At 66.3% G+C, this 18,907-nt stretch carries 19 protein-coding genes; 13 read left to right on the top strand and 6 right to left on the bottom strand.

The window, feature by feature from the left end; all coding sequences use genetic code 11:
* The first annotated feature begins 31 nt into the window (after nucleotides 1-31).
* From ACFOES_RS08420 to ACFOES_RS08390, 7 genes are all read left to right on the top strand, one after another.
* Nucleotides 32-3,022, top strand: a complete 2,991-nt coding sequence (locus tag ACFOES_RS08420; protein ID WP_377832790.1) for a cation-translocating P-type ATPase — start codon at nucleotides 32-34, stop codon at nucleotides 3,020-3,022.
* Nucleotides 3,004-4,155, top strand: a complete 1,152-nt coding sequence (locus ACFOES_RS08415; RefSeq protein WP_377832789.1) for a methionine adenosyltransferase domain-containing protein — start codon at nucleotides 3,004-3,006, stop codon at nucleotides 4,153-4,155. The genes ACFOES_RS08420 and ACFOES_RS08415 overlap by 19 nt, the downstream gene beginning before the upstream one ends.
* Before the next feature lie 226 nt (nucleotides 4,156-4,381).
* Entirely contained in the window at nucleotides 4,382-4,684 is a 303-nt protein-coding gene (locus ACFOES_RS08410; protein ID WP_377832788.1) for a hypothetical protein, read from the top strand.
* 226 nt (nucleotides 4,685-4,910) lie between these two features.
* On the top strand, nucleotides 4,911-5,642 hold the full coding sequence (locus tag ACFOES_RS08405) for an alpha/beta fold hydrolase (protein WP_377832787.1): 732 nt from the start codon (nucleotides 4,911-4,913) through the stop codon (nucleotides 5,640-5,642).
* A gap of 393 nt (nucleotides 5,643-6,035) precedes the next feature.
* Entirely contained in the window at nucleotides 6,036-7,361 is a 1,326-nt protein-coding gene (locus tag ACFOES_RS08400; RefSeq protein ID WP_377832786.1) for a DUF6538 domain-containing protein, read from the top strand.
* A 178-nt stretch (nucleotides 7,362-7,539) separates the two neighbouring features.
* Entirely contained in the window at nucleotides 7,540-7,695 is a 156-nt protein-coding gene (locus ACFOES_RS08395) for a hypothetical protein (RefSeq protein WP_377832785.1), read from the top strand.
* 209 nt (nucleotides 7,696-7,904) lie between these two features.
* On the top strand, nucleotides 7,905-8,930 hold the full coding sequence (locus tag ACFOES_RS08390) for an IS1595 family transposase (protein WP_377832784.1): 1,026 nt from the start codon (nucleotides 7,905-7,907) through the stop codon (nucleotides 8,928-8,930).
* A 264-nt stretch (nucleotides 8,931-9,194) separates the two neighbouring features.
* Here the strand turns inward: ACFOES_RS08390 and ACFOES_RS08385 are convergent, their stop codons facing one another.
* From ACFOES_RS08385 to ACFOES_RS08370, 4 genes are all read right to left on the bottom strand, one after another.
* A complete protein-coding gene (locus tag ACFOES_RS08385; protein ID WP_377832783.1) occupies nucleotides 9,195-9,905 on the bottom strand; it encodes an alkylmercury lyase family protein in 711 nt (236 codons plus the stop codon).
* 167 nt (nucleotides 9,906-10,072) lie between these two features.
* Entirely contained in the window at nucleotides 10,073-11,761 is a 1,689-nt protein-coding gene (gene merA, locus ACFOES_RS08380; protein ID WP_377832782.1) for a mercury(II) reductase, read from the bottom strand.
* Between the two features lie 94 nt (nucleotides 11,762-11,855).
* Complete coding sequence (locus tag ACFOES_RS08375) at nucleotides 11,856-12,158, bottom strand: heavy-metal-associated domain-containing protein (protein ID WP_377832781.1); 303 nt, start codon at nucleotides 12,156-12,158, stop codon at nucleotides 11,856-11,858.
* 22 nt (nucleotides 12,159-12,180) lie between these two features.
* Nucleotides 12,181-12,594 (bottom strand): mercuric transporter MerT family protein, encoded by a 414-nt coding sequence (locus ACFOES_RS08370; protein WP_377832780.1) that lies wholly within the window; start codon nucleotides 12,592-12,594, stop codon nucleotides 12,181-12,183.
* Between the two features lie 68 nt (nucleotides 12,595-12,662).
* Between ACFOES_RS08370 and ACFOES_RS08365 the strand changes: the two genes are divergently transcribed.
* The 6 genes from ACFOES_RS08365 (at nucleotide 12,663) to ACFOES_RS08340 (ending at nucleotide 16,927) form a co-directional block, all read left to right on the top strand.
* A complete protein-coding gene (locus tag ACFOES_RS08365; RefSeq protein WP_377832779.1) occupies nucleotides 12,663-13,100 on the top strand; it encodes a MerR family transcriptional regulator in 438 nt (145 codons plus the stop codon).
* A gap of 315 nt (nucleotides 13,101-13,415) precedes the next feature.
* Nucleotides 13,416-13,694 (top strand): hypothetical protein, encoded by a 279-nt coding sequence (locus tag ACFOES_RS08360; protein WP_377832778.1) that lies wholly within the window; start codon nucleotides 13,416-13,418, stop codon nucleotides 13,692-13,694.
* Nucleotides 13,695-13,807: 113 nt separating this feature from the next.
* Entirely contained in the window at nucleotides 13,808-14,182 is a 375-nt protein-coding gene (locus tag ACFOES_RS08355; protein WP_377832777.1) for a hypothetical protein, read from the top strand.
* A gap of 50 nt (nucleotides 14,183-14,232) precedes the next feature.
* Complete coding sequence (locus ACFOES_RS08350; protein ID WP_377832776.1) at nucleotides 14,233-15,246, top strand: HoxN/HupN/NixA family nickel/cobalt transporter; 1,014 nt, start codon at nucleotides 14,233-14,235, stop codon at nucleotides 15,244-15,246.
* Nucleotides 15,247-15,354: 108 nt separating this feature from the next.
* On the top strand, nucleotides 15,355-16,572 hold the full coding sequence (chrA, locus tag ACFOES_RS08345; RefSeq protein ID WP_377832775.1) for a chromate efflux transporter: 1,218 nt from the start codon (nucleotides 15,355-15,357) through the stop codon (nucleotides 16,570-16,572).
* A 127-nt stretch (nucleotides 16,573-16,699) separates the two neighbouring features.
* Nucleotides 16,700-16,927, top strand: a complete 228-nt coding sequence (locus tag ACFOES_RS08340) for a hypothetical protein (protein ID WP_377832774.1) — start codon at nucleotides 16,700-16,702, stop codon at nucleotides 16,925-16,927.
* Nucleotides 16,928-16,971: 44 nt separating this feature from the next.
* Here ACFOES_RS08340 and ACFOES_RS08335 read toward each other — a convergent pair whose 3' ends face one another.
* Nucleotides 16,972-17,448 (bottom strand): c-type cytochrome, encoded by a 477-nt coding sequence (locus ACFOES_RS08335; RefSeq protein ID WP_377832773.1) that lies wholly within the window; start codon nucleotides 17,446-17,448, stop codon nucleotides 16,972-16,974.
* Nucleotides 17,445-18,791: a multicopper oxidase family protein gene (locus tag ACFOES_RS08330; RefSeq protein ID WP_449222433.1), complete on the bottom strand. Its 1,347-nt coding sequence runs from the start codon at nucleotides 18,789-18,791 to the stop codon at nucleotides 17,445-17,447. Before ACFOES_RS08330 ends, ACFOES_RS08335 begins: the two co-directional genes overlap by 4 nt.
* Between the last annotated feature and the right edge of the window lie 116 nt (nucleotides 18,792-18,907).

The raw sequence follows: 18,907 nt of genomic DNA, 5'->3' as shown, positions 1-18,907 counted from the left end.
GCGCGTTGACGGGCGGAGGCGAAGGCGGCCGATGACACTGCGCTGGAATGCAGCCCCCTCCGAGCCGGTCGGGAAGGCCGGCGCGGGCGCGGGGCCCGCGGGCGGATCGGCCAGGCGACCGCGGGTCGCCCTGGCGCATCGCTCGAAGGGCGGCCGGGTGCGCCTGCGCTGCCCGGCACTGCATCGCCTGTCCGCCCACCTGCCGGCGCTGGAGGCGCTGTTGCTGCGCCACCCGTCGATCCACGCGGTCGAGCTGCGCCCGGCGACCGGCAGCGTCATCCTGCACAGCGACGCCACGGCGCCGACCGGGGAGCTGATCGAGGCGCTGCACGCGGCGCTGCTGCGCGCGCCGGACGGCACCGTCGCGCGCAGCATGCGCCGGGCCGCGGCCGAGGGCGAGACGGCCTGGCACAGCATGGCCGGGGCCGAGGTCAGCGGCCATGTCGCCAGCGATCCCGACCACGGGCTGACCGATGCCGAGGCCCGGGACCGTCTGGCGCGCGAGGGGCCCAACACTTTGCCGCAGGCGCGCCAGCGATCGCAGGCCGAGCTCTTCGCCGAGCAGTTCGACAGCCTGCCGGTGGCGATGCTGGCCGGCTCGGCCGTGGTCTCGGTCGCGACCGGCGGGCTGGCCGACGCCGTGGCGACGCTGGCGGTGGTGATGATCAACGCCGTTTTCGGCTATGTTACCGAGGGCCAGGCCGAAGCCTCGATCCACCGCCTGATGGACAGTTCCGACGAGTCGGTGACGGTGATCCGCGACGGCCGCCGGCTGGTGGTGCGCGCTGCCGAGGTGGTGCGCGGCGATCTCTATGTCGCCAGTCCCGGCACGGTGATCGCCGCCGATGCGCGGGTGCTGGCGGCCGAGCGGCTCAAGGTCGACGAGTCGGCCCTGACCGGCGAGACCCTGCCGGTCGCCAAGCATCCCGGGGCCGAGACCGCGCGGGAGGCGCCGATCGGCGCGCGGCCGACCATGCTCCATGCCGGGACGCTGGTGGCCGAGGGTCGCGGCCGGGCGGTGGTGGTCGCCACCGGGCGCGAAACCGCCTCGGCAAGGATCGCCCTGCTGAGCCAGAGCGCGGCCCGTCCCCGCGCCCCGGTCGAGGCCGAGATCGACCGGCTGGGCGCGCGGCTGGCCAAGCTGTCGCTGGCCGCTTGCGGGGTGTTTTTCGGCATCGGCTGGATGCGCGGCATCGGGCTGGCGGCGATGCTGAAGGACGCGCTGGCGCTGGCGGTGGCGGCGGTGCCCGAGGGCCTGCCGGTGGTGGCGACGACGACGATGTCGATCGGGCTGCGGCGGATGGAGCGGCGCGGCGTGCTGGTGCGCCGAATCGACACCGTCGAGAGCCTCGGCGCGCTGCAGACCCTGTGCCTCGACAAGACCGGGACATTGACCCGCAACCGGCTGCAGGTGGTCGCGGCGGAGGCCGGGCTCGACGGTGCGCCCGAGCCCGCCGCGCTGGCCCGGATGCTCGCGGTCGCGGCGCTGAACAACGATGCGATGCCCGGGCCGGAGGGCGCCGAGGGCTCGTCGGCCACCGAACGGGCGCTGCTCGACTATGCCATGGCCGGCGGCATCGACACCGCCGGCCTGCGGGCGACACGGCCGCGCGCGGGGCTGATCGAGCGCACGCCGGGCCGGCCCTACATGGTGACGGTGCATGGCGGCGCCGGGCCGAAGACGCTGGTCAAGGGGGCGCCGGAGCAGGTGCTGGCGCGCTGCAGCCATGTGCTGACCGGCGAGCGGCGGCGACCGCTGAGCGCGGCGCAGCGCCGCCGCATCCTTGCCGCCAACGCCCGGCTGGCCGCGCGCCCGGCGCGGGTGCTGGGCTTCGCCGACGGCACCGCGCCGCCGCGCGACGGCGAGCCCGAGGGGCTGACCTGGCTCGGCCTGCTGGCGATGGTCGACCCGCTGCGCCCGGGCGCGGCCGATTTCATCGCCGCAATGCACCGCGCCGGCGTCGCCACGGTGATGATCACCGGCGACCAGGCCGCCACCGCCGGCGCCATCGCCCGCGAGCTGGACCTGTCGAACGGCGGCCCGCTGCGGATCATCGACGCGCCCGAGATCGCCGAGATGGACCCGGCGCTGCTGGGCGGTCTGGCCCGGCAGGCGCATGTCTTCTCGCGCGTCAGCGCGGCGCAGAAGCTGCAGATCGTCCAGACCCTGCAGGCCGACGGCACCGTGGTCGGGATGACCGGCGACGGCGTCAATGACGGCCCGGCGCTGAAGGCGGCGGATGTCGGCATCGCCATGGGCGCCAGCGGCACCGACCTGGCCCGCGACGTCGCCAATGTGGTGATCCGCGACGACGAGCTGGCGACGCTGGTCGACGCCATCGCCCAGGGCCGCACCGTCTACGGCAATATCCGCAGGGCGCTGGAATACCTGCTCGCCACCAACATGTCCGAGATCATCGTCGGCATCGTCGAGGCCGCCCACGGCCCGGGCGAGGTGGAGTCGCCGATGGAGCTGCTGTGGATCAACCTGATCAGCGACGTGCTGCCGGGGCTCGGCCTCGCCTTCGCCGAACCCGATCCGCAGGCGATGGCCCGGCCGCCGCGCGCGGCCGGCGCGCCGGTGATCCCGGCGCAGGACTTCCGCGGCATGGCGGTGGACGGCGCGATCATCTCGGCCTCGGCGCTGGCGGCGCATTTCGCCGGTCTGGCCCGCCATGGCCCCGGCCCGCAGACCCGCGGCATGACCTTCCTGGCCCTGTCGCTGGGGCAGCTTGTCTACGCGCTCAGCCGTCAGCGCGGCGAAGGCGCCGGGCCCGAGCCGGGGCGGCTGTTCGACAACCGGATGCTCAATGGCGCGCTGCTCGCCTCGGCCGGGGTCGCGGTGCTGCCCTTCTTCGTGCCGCCGCTGCGTCGGTTGTTGCGCATCGCGCCATTGGGGCCGGGCGACGCGGCGCTGTCGCTGGCCGCCGCCGTGGCGCCGACGCTGGCGGTTCTCGGCCGTCAGGGTAAGCTGCTCGAACTCGAAACGCTGGAGGGGGAGGCATGCGAAACTTCGTCCTGACCTCGGAATCGGTCACGGAAGGCCATCCCGACAAGCTCTGCGACCAGATCAGCGACGCGGTGGTCGACGCCTACCTGTCCGCCGGCGCCCGGGCCGGCATCGTCGCCGAATGCGCGATCGCGACCGGGGTGATCTTTCTCTCGGTGCGGGCCGGCGCCGAGCTGCCGGTCGACCTCACCTCGCTCGCGCGTCAGGTCATGGCCGATGCCGGCTACGACGACAGCGACCACGGCCGGGTGCCGACGGTGATGCTGGAACTGTCGCAGGATCGCGGCCTGGCGCCGGAGGCGCTTGCCACGGGGCGGGCGCGCCACATGGTCAGCGCCTTCGGCTATGCCTGTGACCAGACCCCGACCGCGATGCCCTATCCGATCGACGCCGCCCACCGCATCAGCGCCGCGCTTGACGCGGCCCGGCGCGACGGGCGCCTGCCCTGGCTGTCGCCCGACGCCCAGGCCCAGGTTGCCGTCGGCTTCGAGAACCGCCGCCCGGTGGCGCTGAAGGCGATCGCGCTGACCTATGGCCAACGCGCGGAGATCGGTGCGGCGGAGGCGCGCAGCGCCCTGCGCGACGAGGTTCTCGCGCCGGCCCTGGCCGCCACGCCTTTAGGGAGCCTGCCGGGCATCGACGACGATACCCGGCTGGTCTTCCTGCCGGCCGAGAGCCCGGCCGGTCCCGCCGCCCATTCCGGCCTGACCGGGCGCAAATCGGCCGACGACGCCTATGGCAGCTTCGTTCGCCGCAGCGGCCCGGCGCTGAGCGGCAAGGACCCGTCGCGCATCGACCGCATCGCCGGCTATGCCGCGCGCCAGGCCGCCCGCGCCGTGGTCGTCGCCGGGCTGGCGCGGGAATGCGAGGTCCAGCTGTCCTATATCGTCGGCGATGCCGGGCCGGTCAGCGTCGAGGTCGACAGCTACGGCAGCGGCTCGGTGCCGGACGCGGCGATCTCGGCCCGGCTGGGCGAGGTGATCGACTTCCGCGTCGGCGCCATCGCCGAGCGGCTGCGGCTGTGGGAGCTGCCGGCCGAGCGCGGCGGCCGCTTCTACCGCGACCTCGCCCGCTACGGCCATATGGGCCGCGACGATCTCGCGCCGCCCTGGGAGGAGACGGAGGTCGCCGCCGATCTGGCCTGAGTGCCGGCGGCCGCAGAGCCGCCATGGAGACCGTCAACTGCCTTGGCCCGAGCGGAGAACGCCCCCCTGCGGGACGAGGCGGACTTCTGATCAAAGCGCCGATCCGCTCGGTGTGCGCGGGAACCGCGCGGCGGCACTATGTCTCAGCGCCTCCGGGGGATTGCTGGCCTATCTAGGTAACAGAGATGTGATTACATCACCTGAGTAGGCAGGAAGGTCCTGAAAGATGACTTCCCATATGTTCGTTGCCGAAACCGACAGTGAGCGGCGCGTGGTCAGCGTCTGGTATGTGGGCGGCAAGGCCACGCCGCGCCTGGCCAGGCCGGGTGACGCGACCCCGGACAAGCTGAGCCGCGCAGAGTTTCACGGAGCGCCGGCAGCCCATATCCGGGACTGGCTGAAGCAGCTAGGATCGGCTCTCCCCTCTCTCGCCATGCTGGCAGGCGTTGGCGAGCAGACCTCCGACCCGCTGCGGCCGGCGGCTGTCCAGCATCGGCGGCGCGAGGTTGCCGGCGGTCGCAGAAGCTGATCCGGCCTCCGCCGCCGGCCTCGGCCTGCGACCCGGTCCTGCAGGCCTGCAGCGCGACGCATTCATGGTTCGGGTCGCACCCTTGCCGCCATCGAGCACCGGGGGCGGCCCGTTTCCGCCGGGCGCTCCTGGCGCAAGACGGGAGCTGCGCCCGCTGAACCGGCCTTGACAGTTCGTCCCAACGGGGCGGAGGTGCAAGCCGACGAATTGGCGAAGGGGCCACCGGATGGCGACCGTTCTCGTGCCCGGGTTCATGCTGGACGCCGATCTCTGGGGCGACATCATCGACGATCTCGCGCCTTTCGGCCCCATCGTTCATGCCGACCCGACCCGTGGAGACACGATCGAGGCAATGGCGAGCGAGACCCTGAAGATCGCCCCGGAGCGGTTCGACCTGATCGGGTTCTCGATGGGCGGCTATGTCGCCCGTGCGATCCAGAGGCTGGCGCCGGAGCGTGTCGGGCGGCTTGTCCTGATCGCCACCTCGGCCCGGGGCGATGGCGAGATACAGGCGCAAAGGAAACTGGCCATGTCCGGCGCAGAGCTGCCCCGGTTTCGCGGGATCAGTCGCCAGTCGATCCGCAAGTCCCTTTCACCGCAGCGCGAGGGCGACGCCGCCCTCGTCGAACGCATACGGGACATGAGTCTCCGGCTCGGCGGCGAGACCTTCCACCGTCAGGCCCGCCTGCGGCGCGAGGACGATCTGGACCGGCTTGCGAGCATCGCTTGCCCGACCCTGATCGTTGCCGGAAGCGAGGACCGGCTGCGTTCGCTGGACGAGGCCAGAGAGTTGAAGAGGGCGATCTGGGCGTCGGAATTGCGGGTCATCGAGGCGGGACACATGATCCCCCTGGAGGCGCCGAGAGTGCTGTCCGCTGCCGTCACGACATTCCTCAACGGGGGCCCGGGCGATGAGCGGCAGGCGCGCATCGGGCCTGACGAAGGCAACGGAGCCTGACTTCCGCCGCAAGTTGCGCCGGGTGCGTATCATGGGGGGCGTCCGCGCATCGGGCCGGGAGAAGCCGGCATGGTCGGCGCGATCGGCAGGTGAGCGGCAGGTGAGCGGCAGGTGAGCGGCAGTCAGAAACCGGTGACTTCGACTGCTATGCGCGGCCGCGGCCGTCAAGCGGCGCGCGCCCGGGGTCGGGAAAAGCTGTTGATGCTCAGGGAAGCAAGTGGCGGAGAGACAGAGATTCGAGCGTGACGAACGGCACAACGAAAATGCCTTATTTGTAAGGATATTTTGCCACGATTGAGCTTCAGGGGTGACCCCGAATGTGTAGCATAATGTGTAGCAAGCTCTCGGGCCATTGCGGCCGGGAGCTTCCGAGAAAATGACAATGGGTGATGGATGGCAGGACTGATAAAACGTGGGAAGACGTGGTATCTGCGGATGAGGGTCCCGAAACGATTTCTCGAAGTCGCGGAGCACAAGACAGTCCATCGAAGCCTGAAGACAGACAGTGAGCGCCGCGCGCGGGAACTGCTGCCAGCCGTCGAGGCGAATATTATCGCGGACTTCGAGCAGATGCTTGTCTTGAAGCTGCGCCCTGAGGATGCCGATGCTTACCGCGCTGCACAGAAGATCGCTCAAGCGCGGGGATTCACATACAGCCCGGTCACCAAGGTCTCTGAGGCGCCCCTGGACGAGATCTTGGAGCGCGTTGAGGCCGTCAGTGCGGATTCCGCCATGGAAGTCACGAAGGCGCTCCTGGGGGGCGTCCAGGAGCCCGCTCTACGGCTCTCGGCCTTGGTTGGCGAGGTCGAACGCATTGCGGCCCATGAGAACCGATTCAAGAGCGAGAACCAGATGCGGCTGTGGCGCAATCCCCGCAAGCGGGCCGCCGCGAACCTGATGGCGGCGCTCGGCGGCAAGGACGTTCTTGTATCGGAAATCGACCACGCGGCCGCGCTCAAGCACAAAGTCTGGTGGCAGCGGAAGATCGCCGCAGAGAGCCTTTCCATCGAGAGCGCCAACAAAGACTTCGCGAATATGGCGGGCATGCTCCGCCGCTACTATGAGGACATTGCGCAGCCTGATCCTCCAGAGCCCTATCACCGGGTGTCGTTGAAGGATCGGCACAAGAAGGAAAGCAGAAAACTGGAAATCCCGGTCGAGTGGATCACCGAACGCTGGTTCGCGCCGACCGCACTGGACGGCATCAATCTCGAAGCGCGGGACATTCTGCTCATCTCCATTGAGACGGGATGTCGGCAGTCCGAGATCTATGACTTGCCGCCCGGGGCAATCGTTCTCGACCACCCGATTCCCCATTTGCGGATCGGTTTCGAAAGTGGCGAATACCGGCGCGAGATCAAGAACGCCCCCTCCGGTCGCCGTGTGCCGCTCGTGGGCGTGGCATTGGCCGCGGCACGGCGGCATCCCGACGGCTTTCCGCGATACCGTGGCACCAGCGGCTATTCGGCCAACATCAACGGACGGCTCCGTAGCCGAAAGCTATTACCGACGCCTGATCACACAATCGGCGGTTTGCGCCACACATGGGAGAGCCGTCTGAAAAAGGCCGGTATCAGTCAGGAAGACCGTGGCGAAATGATGGGCCACAGCGTCAAGGCGATCCGTGACCGCGAAGTGTATGGGGACGAGATGACGTTGCAGGAGAAGGTTCGGCTTGCCAATCTCGTCGTGCTGCCGGTTCCCACGCACTTGGAGTAGAGGCGCGGCCCTCTACCAGCGCCCGGCTTTCACGGCCCGCTTCGAGGAAGGCGGCGAGCGGTCGGTCTCCACCTGCGCCAGTGGCCTGGGAGTCCCGAGCACCGAACTCGACAGTGGCAAGTGCGTTGGCTGGCGCGTCCTTGACGGCGATCTCAAGGGTCTCCTGATCCAGCTCTCGATGATCGACGACGCCGAGTTCATCGCCACGATGAAAGCCGCGCAGGCGCTTGGGCTTCTTTTCGAAGACGCGGAAAGGGGAACCCATTGGCGGATTTCCCCGAGAGAGTTGCCCGATTGGCTTGAGGAAAACAGAGTGTTCCTTCGCCCGTTCTGACACCCCGGCAGTGGGCCCCGGCGCGGGGCCCATCCCCGGGCACCAGCCCATACCGCGAAAAACTTCGCCATTATCCACGAAACAAAGCCGTTTCCCCGGTATTCCCAATGTAGGTTGCCACATCGGCGCCTAATGACGGCCATCACGTAGTCGCTTCGCGTTTTCAGGAAAGAGCCAATCTATGGGATCCCCTAAAGCGAGGCTCGATTATGATCACCGAACTCAAGTCCGTGCGCGATGTCTGGAAGAAGATGCCGACCGAGCGCCATGCCCGGATCTTCCTCGAGCAGGCGATCTGGGCCGGGGACCGCTTCTGCCCGCATTGTGGCAGCTTGCGCTCGACACGGCTTCGGGGCGACACCACGCGCGCCGGTCTCTACCAGTGCGCCGAGAAGGAGTGTCGGCGGCAGTTCACCGTCACCACGAAGACGCCGCTCCACGCGACGAAGCTTGACCTGCGCATCTGGATCGCCGCCATGTTCCTCGTGCTGACTTCGTCCAAGGGGATTTCATCAGTTGTCATGGCGCGCATCCTTGGGGTGAACCAGAAAACGGCGTGGAAGCTCGGCCACGCGATCCGGGAACTGATGGACGACCGTGAGGGGATCGCCGGCCAGTTGTCCGGCGTCGTCGAGGTCGATGAGGCCTTTGTCGGTGGGAAGCCGAAGTTCAAGCACGGGGTAAAGAACAAGAGGGGCCGCGGCACCGGGAAGCCGATCGTCCTGGTGGCCGCCGCTCGAAATGGCCAGGCGCGTGCGGTTCTCGTCCCGAATGCCCAGGGGCGGACAATGGGGCCGGTCATCAAGGACTGGATCGACCTGGGCTCGGTCATGATCACCGACAAGAACTCGACCTACAAGAAAATCGGCACCGCCTTCGCCGGGCACATGACGGTGCAGCACAACAAGCACGAATATGCCGACCGCAGGACCGGGGCGCATATCAACACCGCGGAGGCCGTGAACGCCGTCGTGCAGCGCGCGTTGATCGGGGTTTACCATCGGCTGGGGAGACAGCACCTCCAGCGGTATCTCGATGAGATCCTGTGGCGCTGGAACCACCGTGTGCCGACGACGAAGGTCCGGACCCGGAAGTCGGCCTCGGGACATGCATCCGCTGAAACGACGACGGTCTGGAAGCCCATCCCGGTCGTCGATCAGATGCGCGGGCTGCTCCGTTGCGCCGTTGGGCGCGAAATGAGGCGCACTCCCGCTTGGGGGCTTCGGTGGCCATGATCCACTTCACGGCGAAGGACGCCTCCAAGCCCGATTTGTCCGCAACGTGCCGGGTCAAGCTCGCAGATGAAGTGTGGTGCGGTCGGTCGCGGACGGCCCTCACAGGACATTCGGGCTTGTCGCAGCGGATGACCGGACCGAGCCTGAAAACGGACCCCAAGAAACGCCAAGCGCGAAGGTCAGCGGGGGCAATGATGGAACAACTGGAATTTCGAGCGGCGTAGAAACTCTCACCGGGCGCGGAAACCCTCTGATCGCAGAGCCTCATGTATCCACGGCTTCAGGGCCAGGCTCTGCCGGTTCTCGCAAGAAGGCTCGGAAGATTTCTGCTCCGAGTTGCACGCCTTCTTCAAGCGTCAGATCGAAACCACGCATGCCGGGCCGATCCGACCGCCAAACCTCCAGATGCTCCGGTGAGCAGAACATTCGCATCGAGGTGCATTGACTGTCGGCAGCGCAGGAGCCGACCTCCATCACGCCTGTCCAAACACGGGCCGTCGGGTCAGTCACGTTGGTCATGGTCAAGCCGTCAGCCGCAATTGTCAGGGCCATTGGTGCCCGGCAAACGGGGCAGAGACAGGTGACTTTCGTCTCGTGCTGTATCATCGCGGCGACGCCCAGGGCGTCAATCGCGCAGATAGCGTGCATTTCGACGCCAGCGGCGCGGACGGCAAAGTCTGTAACCGCCGTCGAGAACGGATAGGCCAGTGCGATTTTTCCATCGCGAATATGGACCAGGTCGCGTCGACTCAATTCCCCACGAATTTCTGTGGAGAATTCGGAAATGTTCGGGGGAGCACCATCTGCGATATAGGCTCGCAGTATCCTATGATGCGCTGCACGGACATCCGGGGAAAGATCACTCCAGCGCGCAGCCAGCCGGGCCTCCGTCATAAGGGCCGACATAGCTTCATCAACCTTCGGGCTGGCGACAAGAGACTGGTTGGGTGTCTCCCTGGTTTGATCTTTGGTCATCTGTTCTCCATCATACTGTGATCTCGCGTTCCTGTTGCAATGCACGATTCTTGAAATGTCTCTGCGGCCAAGCGCCCCGACGCAGACACGGAAACCGGCAAACTGGGGCTGGCATCCCGCGTCGCCTTGGAAAGGAATGGGCAATTCGGTCCCTTGGCGTGCATGGGTCAGCCCGCGCAGCAGCTCAGCTTGGTCACGTCCTTGTAGAAGGTCTGCGCGGCCAGCTTCAGCCCTTCGACCATCGTCAGATACGGGAACAGTTGATCGGCAAGGTCGGCCACCGTCATCTGGTTCCGTATCGCAAGCGCGGCGCTCTGGATGAGATCTCCGGCCCCGTCCGCCACGGCTTGGACACCGATCAGCCGACCCGACTTCGCCTCGGCAACGAGTTTTATGAAGCCGCGCGTATCGAAGTTGGCGAGGGCGCGAGGGACGTTGTCCAGAGTTAGCGTCCGGCTTTCGGTTTGGATTCCGATCTTCGCGGCAGCAGCCTCACTGTATCCGACCGTCGCGATCTGAGGATCGGTGAACACCACCGCGGGCATGGCGGAGAGATCGAGATCGGCATTTCCACCTGTCATGTTGACCGCCGCCCGACTACCGCCAGCGGCAGCGACATAGACATATTGCGGCTGATCGGTGCAATCGCCCGCGGCGTAGATGCGCGGATTGCTCGTCCGCATCTCCTGATCGACCAGGATGGAACCCTGGGAATCTTTGGCGACAGAGGCAGTCTCGAGACACAAATCCGTTGTTTGGGGCGCGCGCCCGGTCGCAATGAGCAGGCGATCGGCCCTCAGTTCGCCTTGGTCGATAGCCAAGACGAACGCGCCTTCGGAGTAGGCGACCGACATTGCCGAGGTCCCTTCCCTGACCTCGATGCCTTCCTCGCGGAACACATCGGCAAGCGCCTCGCCGATCGCGGGATCCTCATAGGAAAACAGCCGGTGACGTGCGAGGATCGTGACCTTGCTGCCGAGCCGCGCGAACGCCTGCGCCAGTTCCACGGCGACGACCGACGAGCCGATGACCGCGAGGCGGTCTGGGATCTGATCGGTTGCAAGGGCCTCGGTCGAGGTCCAGTAGGGGGTGCCCTGCAACCCGGGAATATCCGGGATTTGAGGGCTGGCACCGACGGCGATCAGGCACCGGTCGAAACCGATGGACCGTTCTTCACCGTCTGGGCCGCGGACGATCACGGACTGCTCGCTCTCGAAGCGCGCGTCCCCGCGAAGCAGAGTGATATCCGGATTGGTATCCAGAATGTCTTCGTATTTTGCCTTGCGCAGCTCGATCACCCGGGCTTGCTGCTGAGCCAGAAGCCGGTCGCGATGGATGGTCGGCATCGCCGCGTCAATTCCATCGTCGAACGGGCTGGCGCGCCGCAGATGCGCAATTTGGGCGGCACGGATCATGATCTTGGACGGGACGCAGCCGACATTGACGCATGTGCCACCGATCGTTTCGCGCTCAATCAGCGTGACCTTGGCGCCCCGTTCGATGGCCTTGAGGGCGCCCGCCATGGCCGCACTGCCGCTGCCGATGACCACGACATGCAGCTTGCCTGCTGTTGGACCCTCTTGCAGTGGAATATCCGCCAGCCGTGCCGTTTTCGGACCCGGGGCACGCTGATCTCGTGCCTGCTGATCTGCGCCCCTGAATTCTGCGCGATATCCGGCGTTCGCCACGGCGCCGAGCAGGTCCTCCATCGGGACTTTCTCGGTGGTCATCACCCTCGCCGACCCTGACGGATACGAAACATCGGCCTGCCCCACACCCTCCACATTCTCAAGCGCGGCTTTCACATGCGCAGCACAGGACTCGCAGGTCATCCCCAAAATCTTCAGGTCCGTCATCGCGTCTCTTCTTTCAAGCTCATGCTTCTGTTGCTGCGCCAAAATGCTGTCACAGCTTTTGTTCCCGCCGCGACCAGATCAATGACCTGCGCTTCTACTGCATCACTTCCGCGGGATAGCCGCGATCGGTCACGATCTTGATCAACTTGGTCGGGGTCGTCTTTGCTGGATCGTAGGCGATGGTGGCGGTGACGTCGGCCATGCCGTTGGGTTGGCTCACCGCGACTGAATTGACCCCTGGCACATGCTGTAGGCTGCTCTTGATGATCGGGCCGCAAAGAACGCAGCCCGCGTGATGCACGTCAAGGATGACGGTGTTGCTGTCCGACGCAAGTGCGACAAGCGGTGCTGCAGTGAGGCCAAGCGCAAGGGCTGCGGCAAATAGCTGTTTCTGCATCAGGATCTCCTATGAAACGAGGTCAGAACACGACCGCACGGATGACGTATGGAAAGGCGACGGCGATGATGACGAGGATGCCGGCGGTCCAGAGCCCGATCCGGGCGACGCGGTCGGATTGCGGCGAGGCGCAATAGCCATCGAAACAGGCGACCTGCCGTTTTCGGCGCAGCCGCCACGCGCCATACCCGATGAACCCGAGAGAGGCAGCTGCGAAGATCGGCTGATAGGGCTCAAGAGCCGTAAGATTGCCGATCCAGGCTCCGCTGACGCCGAGCGCAAAGAGAATGAACGGGACCACACAACATGAGGCAGCACCGATTGCAGCGGCGATCCCACCCAAGGATAGGAGCCGAACACCTGTTTCGCGCTCTCTACCCGCACCTGTCGAGTTCGGCCCTGAGTTTGCGAAGTCTCCGCTCATCATCCCGTCCATCAGTCTCGGTTCGTCTGGACAATCATCATAGGTCCTGTAGTAACTACAGGATCAAGAGGGATTCTGGTATGGAGCGCGATTTCTTGAGTAACGAGCCATTGATCCAGATTGGGACGCTGGCAAAGCGAACCGGCACAAACATCGAAACGATCCGGTTCTACGAGAAGATCGGCATTCTTGCAGAACCACCGCGCACGGACAGTGGCCGCCGCCTCTATGACGAGAGGCAGGTCGAGCGACTGTCCTTCATCCGTCGCACCCGGGCTCTCGGATTCAGCCTGGATGAGGTTCGGGCACTTCTCGCGCTTGCAGATTCCCGGGATGTCGACTGTTCCGAGGTTAAGGACATGGCAGCCCGTCATCTGGACGAGGTGACCGCCAAAATCGCCGATCTGAGGGCCATGCAGTCCGCGCTGGCCGGGCTCATCGCCCAATGCGACGCGGGGGATCAGTCGGGATGTCCGATGATTTCAGCTCTCTTCCGAGACGGAACACCAGTTTTGTAAAGTCCGCTTTTGCGCATTGCTGCCGCTCGTCTTAGGCGCGGCGAACGGCAGCTCTCCGCCCTCCTGGCCCCCTCGCAGGCGCAGCGGATATCGAGCGAGTGGCAGTAATGTCTCGCGAAGCTGCAACCTGCAAGGCTCGCACATCCTCTGCTTTTTCTCGTGGATAATAGGGAAAAACTTTCATAAATCTTCAAAGCTATTGAAAAAAGCGTAAAAAGTGGCGCCAGCCATTTTTTCGGTTTGGCCTGCCGTCCCTATCTTCTTGGAAGGGGCAAGGGAAGAAGCCCACCCCGGACAAACACGAAAGGCAAGAGCATGAGCAGAACATTTTACGCGCTCAGGCAAGCGCAGGCAGGGAGCCTCACGACGATAAATGGGCGGCCCGTTGAGCGTCTCGCGGGCTTCGACTCGAAGGCAGAGCGCGCGGCCTGGTGCGATGAAGATCCGCGCCGCCGCCATGTCTTGACGCGCAGGGAGGCCGAGAAAGAGGCCCGAGAGATCTACGGAGTGAGCCTCTCCAAGCTCGATCGCCGAGACACATTCTCGCACATGAGCGATTCATGGCCTGAAATCTTCGATCATTTCGATGCCTGACGCCTCGGCAGTGCCGCCGCCTTCCACGCCGCGAGCACTGTCGCACTTTTCCTGATCGAAACCTGGGAACGGAAGATGCTGCCCGGCCTTCCCGCGGCCCAAGAACCGATGGCATGAGTTTCTTCGTCACCGGTGCCCGTGGCGGCGAGGCTGTAGCTCGCGGCTTGAAGAGGTTCGTGGCTGTCCAAAATGCATCACGCCGCCCGGTGAGGGGCGGCGTGGCTGGAGATTTCGATGTCTTGAAGCAGAAGATCTTGGGCTTCTTCGAGCGAGGCGAGTTCTGCGTTAAACCGTTCCTTTCTCCCGAGGAGAAAGGGAAAGCGTCGATCAAATCCAAACTTTGGCGATCGGTGAAGGAGTGGGGTCACCAGCAGCAGTTCATCCACGATCTCCTGCAACGCCTCGTCGAGAGAATCCTATGGGCTATGCATTATGGAGTCGGTGATCTACCGTCGCCGGGAGTTTGTTGGTCGAGGCAACCTGGGTAGAAGGCATGACCGTATCAGTTGGGCGGATATTCGATGATCCCGCGCTACGCATGAGAATACTCAGCCTTCTCACCTTCCTGATCGGCATGAACCTGCTGGCCTGGGGCTGGGCGCTCGTGAGTTTTCGCGAGTATCCGGTGCTGATCGGCACGGCCCTGCTGGCCTGGAGCTTTGGCCTGCGCCACGCGGTCGATGCCGACCATATCGCCGCGATCGACAACGTGACGCGCAAACTCATGCAGGATGGCAAGAAGCCGATCGGGGTCGGGCTCTGCTTCTCGCTGGGGCATTCGACCATCGTCGTGCTGGCCACGATCGCCGTCGCCGCGACGGCCACCGCCTTCAAGGACCGGATCGAGGAGTTCCACTCCGTCGGCGGCATCGTCGGCACCAGCGTCTCGGCGGTCTTCCTGCTTCTGATCGCCCTGATCAACATCGTCATCCTGCAGCGGACCTACCGCACCTTCCGGCAGGTCAAGGCGGGCCGCCGGCTCCAAGAGGATTGCATGGACGACCTGCTGAGCGGCGGCGGCTACCTGACCGCAATCCTGCGGCCCGCCTTTCGCCTCGTGACGCGGTCGTGGCACATGTATCCGCTTGGCATTCTGTTCGGTCTGGGCTTCGACACCGCGACCGAGGTCGGCCTGCTCGGCGTCGCCGCGGCGGAAGCGTCCAAGGGGCTGGATATCTGGTCGATCATGGTGTTTCCGGCCCTCTTCGCCGCCGGCATGTCGCTGATCGACACGCTCGATAGCATCCTGATGCTCGGCGCTTACGGCTGGGCCTTCGTTAAGCCGATCCGCAAGCTCTACTACAACATGACGATCACCGGCGTGTCGGTAATCGTCGCGCTCGTCGTCGGCGGCGTCGAGGCGCTTGGCCTGATCGGCGCGCATTTCCATCTGACGGGGCCGGTATGGGACGCCATCGGCGCGCTGAACGAAAACCTCGGCAATATCGGCTTTCTCATCATCGGCATCTTCGTCGGCACCTGGTTGATCTCGTTCTTCATCTACCGCTCCCGCGGCTACGATTATCTCGAGTATCAGCGCTCGGGCGACTGACCGCGCCGTATCCACGCGACATTTACGCGAGGCGTGGGATTGCGTATTCGAGGCGTGGACCGTCTTGGGCGCGGAGCTCGGTCGACCTCGGGGATGCAGAAGGACGAGATGACCGACCGGTTACAGGGAAAGGAAGCGCTCCCGGCGCAAGGAACGCCCCGCGAGGTCTTCGCGACCTTCCTGAAGCTGGGCCTGACCAGCTTCGGCGGCCCGATCGCGCATCTGGGGTATTTCCGCGACGAGCTGGTGACGCGGCGAAAGTGGCTGAGCGACAGCGCCTATGCCGATCTGGTGGCGTTGTGTCAGTTCCTTCCCGGCCCGGCCTCGAGCCAGACAGGCTTCGCCCTCGGGATGATGCGCGCGGGTTGGCTCGGGGCCCTGGCCGCCTTCACGGCCTTTACGCTGCCCTCGGCGCTGGTGCTTCTGGTCTTCGCGATGACCGCCGCCAGCATTGCGGGACCGGTCGGTATCGGGGCGCTGCACGGGCTGAAGATTGTCGCGGTGGCGATCGTCGCGCAGGCGGTCTGGGGCATGGCGCGGACCCTCTGCCCCGACAGGGAGCGCGCTTCCATCGCGGTCGCAGCGGTCGCGATCCTGGCCTTTGTGCCTGGGGTGTTCGGAATGGCAGGAGCAATCCTTCTGGGCGCGACAGCCGGGCTTGCCCTGGGCCGCGGCACAGGGGCGCCCGTCGGCGGACATGTCCCCATGCCGGTCACGCGCCGGGCCGCCATGGTGGCGCTCGTCGCCTTCCTCGGGATACTGATCGTGCTCCCGCTGGTCGCGGGCGGGTCGCAGGCGCTGGCGGTCTTTGATCGTTTCTACCGCTCTGGTGCGCTGGTGTTCGGTGGCGGCCATGTCGTTCTGCCGCTCCTCCAAGCAGAGGTCGTGCAACCCGGCTGGGTGACGCCCGACGCCTTCCTTGCCGGCTATGGCGCGGCGCAGGCGGTGCCGGGACCGCTGTTCACCTTTGCCGCCTACCTGGGCGCGGTGCTGGGGCCGGCGCCGAACGGCATCGCTGGCGCAGCTCTCGCGCTCCTCGCCGTGTTCCTGCCCGGCTTCCTGATCCTTATCGGCGTCTTGCCGTTCTGGGACCGCTTCCGGTCGATGGCCAGCGCGCAATCGCTGATGCAGGGGGCGAATGCCGCAGTCGTCGGGATCCTCGGCGCCGCGCTCTATGCGCCCGTGTTCACCAGCGCGATTGGCGATCTGAGGGATTTCACGCTGGCCCTGATCTGTTTCGTCCTGCTGACGGCCTGGAAGGCGTCGCCATGGCTGGTGGTGATGGTTTCGGCCCTGGGTGGAGCGGCTCTCAAGTCGCTGGCATAGCGACAGCTCGGTCTGCATGGCGGGCCTTCCCCAGCGCCAGTTTCAGGCAAGAACGGCAAACGACCGGCTCGCCTGGCCGCGTCGCGGCACGGCGGCGGTCGTGTGAACGGCAAGATTGGCCGCGGGCGTGCTGCTCTTCATGGCGCCGCTCTGGGATACCGGCGCGATCCTCGACGACGGCAGCCGTTTGGGCGGGCTGGTCGCTGCGCTGACCGGCTACCGTTCGGTGCCCGACGCGGTGACCGTGAGGGCGTGGCTGGTCTACTGGGGCGCGGTGTTCGGTATCCTGCGCCTTCAGGCATGGGGCCTGCGCGCCCGCCTTTCGAAGAAGGCGGCCTTTGTCGCCGCCGAATGATCGGACGGGCCGCGGGGGTCGCCGCCCGCGGCCCGCGCCGGTAGTCACCCTCCCTGGGCCGCTTCGGCCTTGGTGCGCTCGGTCTGGACCGCCCGGACGCGCGGCGGCCAAGTCGATTTGATATAGGCGAGGACGTCCCAGATCTGCTGGTCGCTCAAGGTCGTGCCGAAGCCCGGCATGCCGCTCGCGCCGGCGATGCCCCCGCGCGCCAGCATCACCTTTCCGCCAAGCTTGGTGTAGTCGAACAGCAGCGCATCTCCGTGGTGCCAGGTGTGGCCCGTCCGGTCATGCGGCGGCGGCGGGAAGGTGCCGTCGCTTCGTGCCTCGCGCCAGTCCGCGGCGCCCTCCAGGCGGGTGCCATGACAGGAAGCGCAGTTGGCCCGGTAGAGGGTTTCGCCCGCCGCGACGTCGACCGTCGCCGGCTGGACCGGAAGCGCAGAGCTTCCTTGGGGCCACGCCAGCCACAACGCTCCACCCCCGAGAAGCGCGGCAAGCGGGATCGCAAGTTGCATCGTCTTCATGCCGTCACCCTCAGCCAGGTCGTCATCCCAGCCGCCGCGTGCGAAAGCATGTGGCAATGGAACAGCCAGTCGCCGGGGTTGTCGGCGACAAAGGCGATCTCCCGCGTCTCGCCCGACATCACCAGAAGGGTGTCGCGCATCGGGCCGAGGGTGCCATCCGAGCGGACCTCGCGGAAGTGGTGGCCGTGCAGGTGCATCGCATGTGGGAAGGCGGTGTCGTTGACGATCGGCAGGCGCAGGGTCTCGCCGCGCGCGGCGGTGACGAGCGGTGTCTCGGTGCGCCCGACCACGCCGTTGAAGGCCCAGAACTGCCCGGCCTGCATCAGATCGCGGAAACTCTGGCGCTTGCCGTCCAGCACCGCCGCTTGCATCCGCCCCATTGCGCCGCCCTCCATGCGGAAGGAGATGCTGCGGGCGTCGGCAAGACCGGTCACCTCCATTCGCGGGTTGGGGGGAAGGGGGGCAGGGGCGTCTCGGCGGGGCTTCGTGCCCGTGCCGGCCACCGGGAAACGCGCCTGACCGACCGCCCCATCGCGTTCCGCGCGGGCCAGCCACGCGGTTTCTCCCGCCTTGGCTGTCACATCGACGATCAGGTCGGCACGTTGCGCCGGAGCGAGCACCAGCGCCTCGGTCAGCGGCCGGGGGGCGGGCAGCGGCATGCCGTCGAGCGCAACCACCCAGCCTTCCAGGCCGGAGAGGCCCAACTCGAAGATCCGCGCGTTGGCGGCGTTGATCAGCCTCAGACGCAGCCGGTCGTTCGGGCGCAGGTCGCGGGCGAAGTCGAAGGCGCCGTTGGTGGTGACGAGATTGCCGTAGCGCCCGGCATGGCTGAGGTCGTGGAGGTTGCCGAAGTCGTCGGCAATCTGTCCGGTCGCCGGGTCGATGCGCCAGTCGTCGAGCATCAGGGCGAGGTCGTGATCGACCTCGGGCGCCTCCGCCTCTTCGACGATCAGCGGGCCCGACAGCCCGCGGGCCACCTGCTCGGCCGAGGCCTGGTGGGCGTGATACCAGTAGGTTCCGGCATCGGGCAGCACGAAATCGTAGTCGAAGCTCTGCCCCGGCGGGACGGCCTGCTGCGTCAGGCCCGGCACCCCGTCCATCGCGTTGGCAATGCGGATGCCGTGCCAGTGGATCGTCGTCGGTTGCGCCAGCCGGTTGACGAGGCGGCGTTGCAGCCTCTCGTCCTGTCGCAGGCGCAGCTCGGGGCCGGGGCTGCGGCCGTCATAGCCCCAGACCTCGGTCGCGGGGTATGTCTCGGGGGTCAACTGGACCCGCGCCGTGCGGGCCTCCAGCGACACGGGGGCGGCGCGGCTTGCCCGCGGCAGCGCGGACGCGGCAAGCACCGCACCGCTGCCGGCAAGCAGGTGTCTTCGTGTGAGGTTCACGCGATTGATCCTTCGCTTCGGGGCCGGATCCATGCCCGCGCCCCTTTCAATGGTTCGATGATTGATCGGGCCGG

Source organism: Acidimangrovimonas pyrenivorans (genome assembly GCF_042643245.1).
In the GTDB taxonomy this organism is placed as follows: Bacteria; Pseudomonadota; Alphaproteobacteria; order Rhodobacterales; family Rhodobacteraceae; genus Acidimangrovimonas; species Acidimangrovimonas pyrenivorans.
The sequence above is the reverse complement of the archived record's forward strand: the minus strand, read 5'-3'. Positions and strand labels throughout refer to the sequence as shown.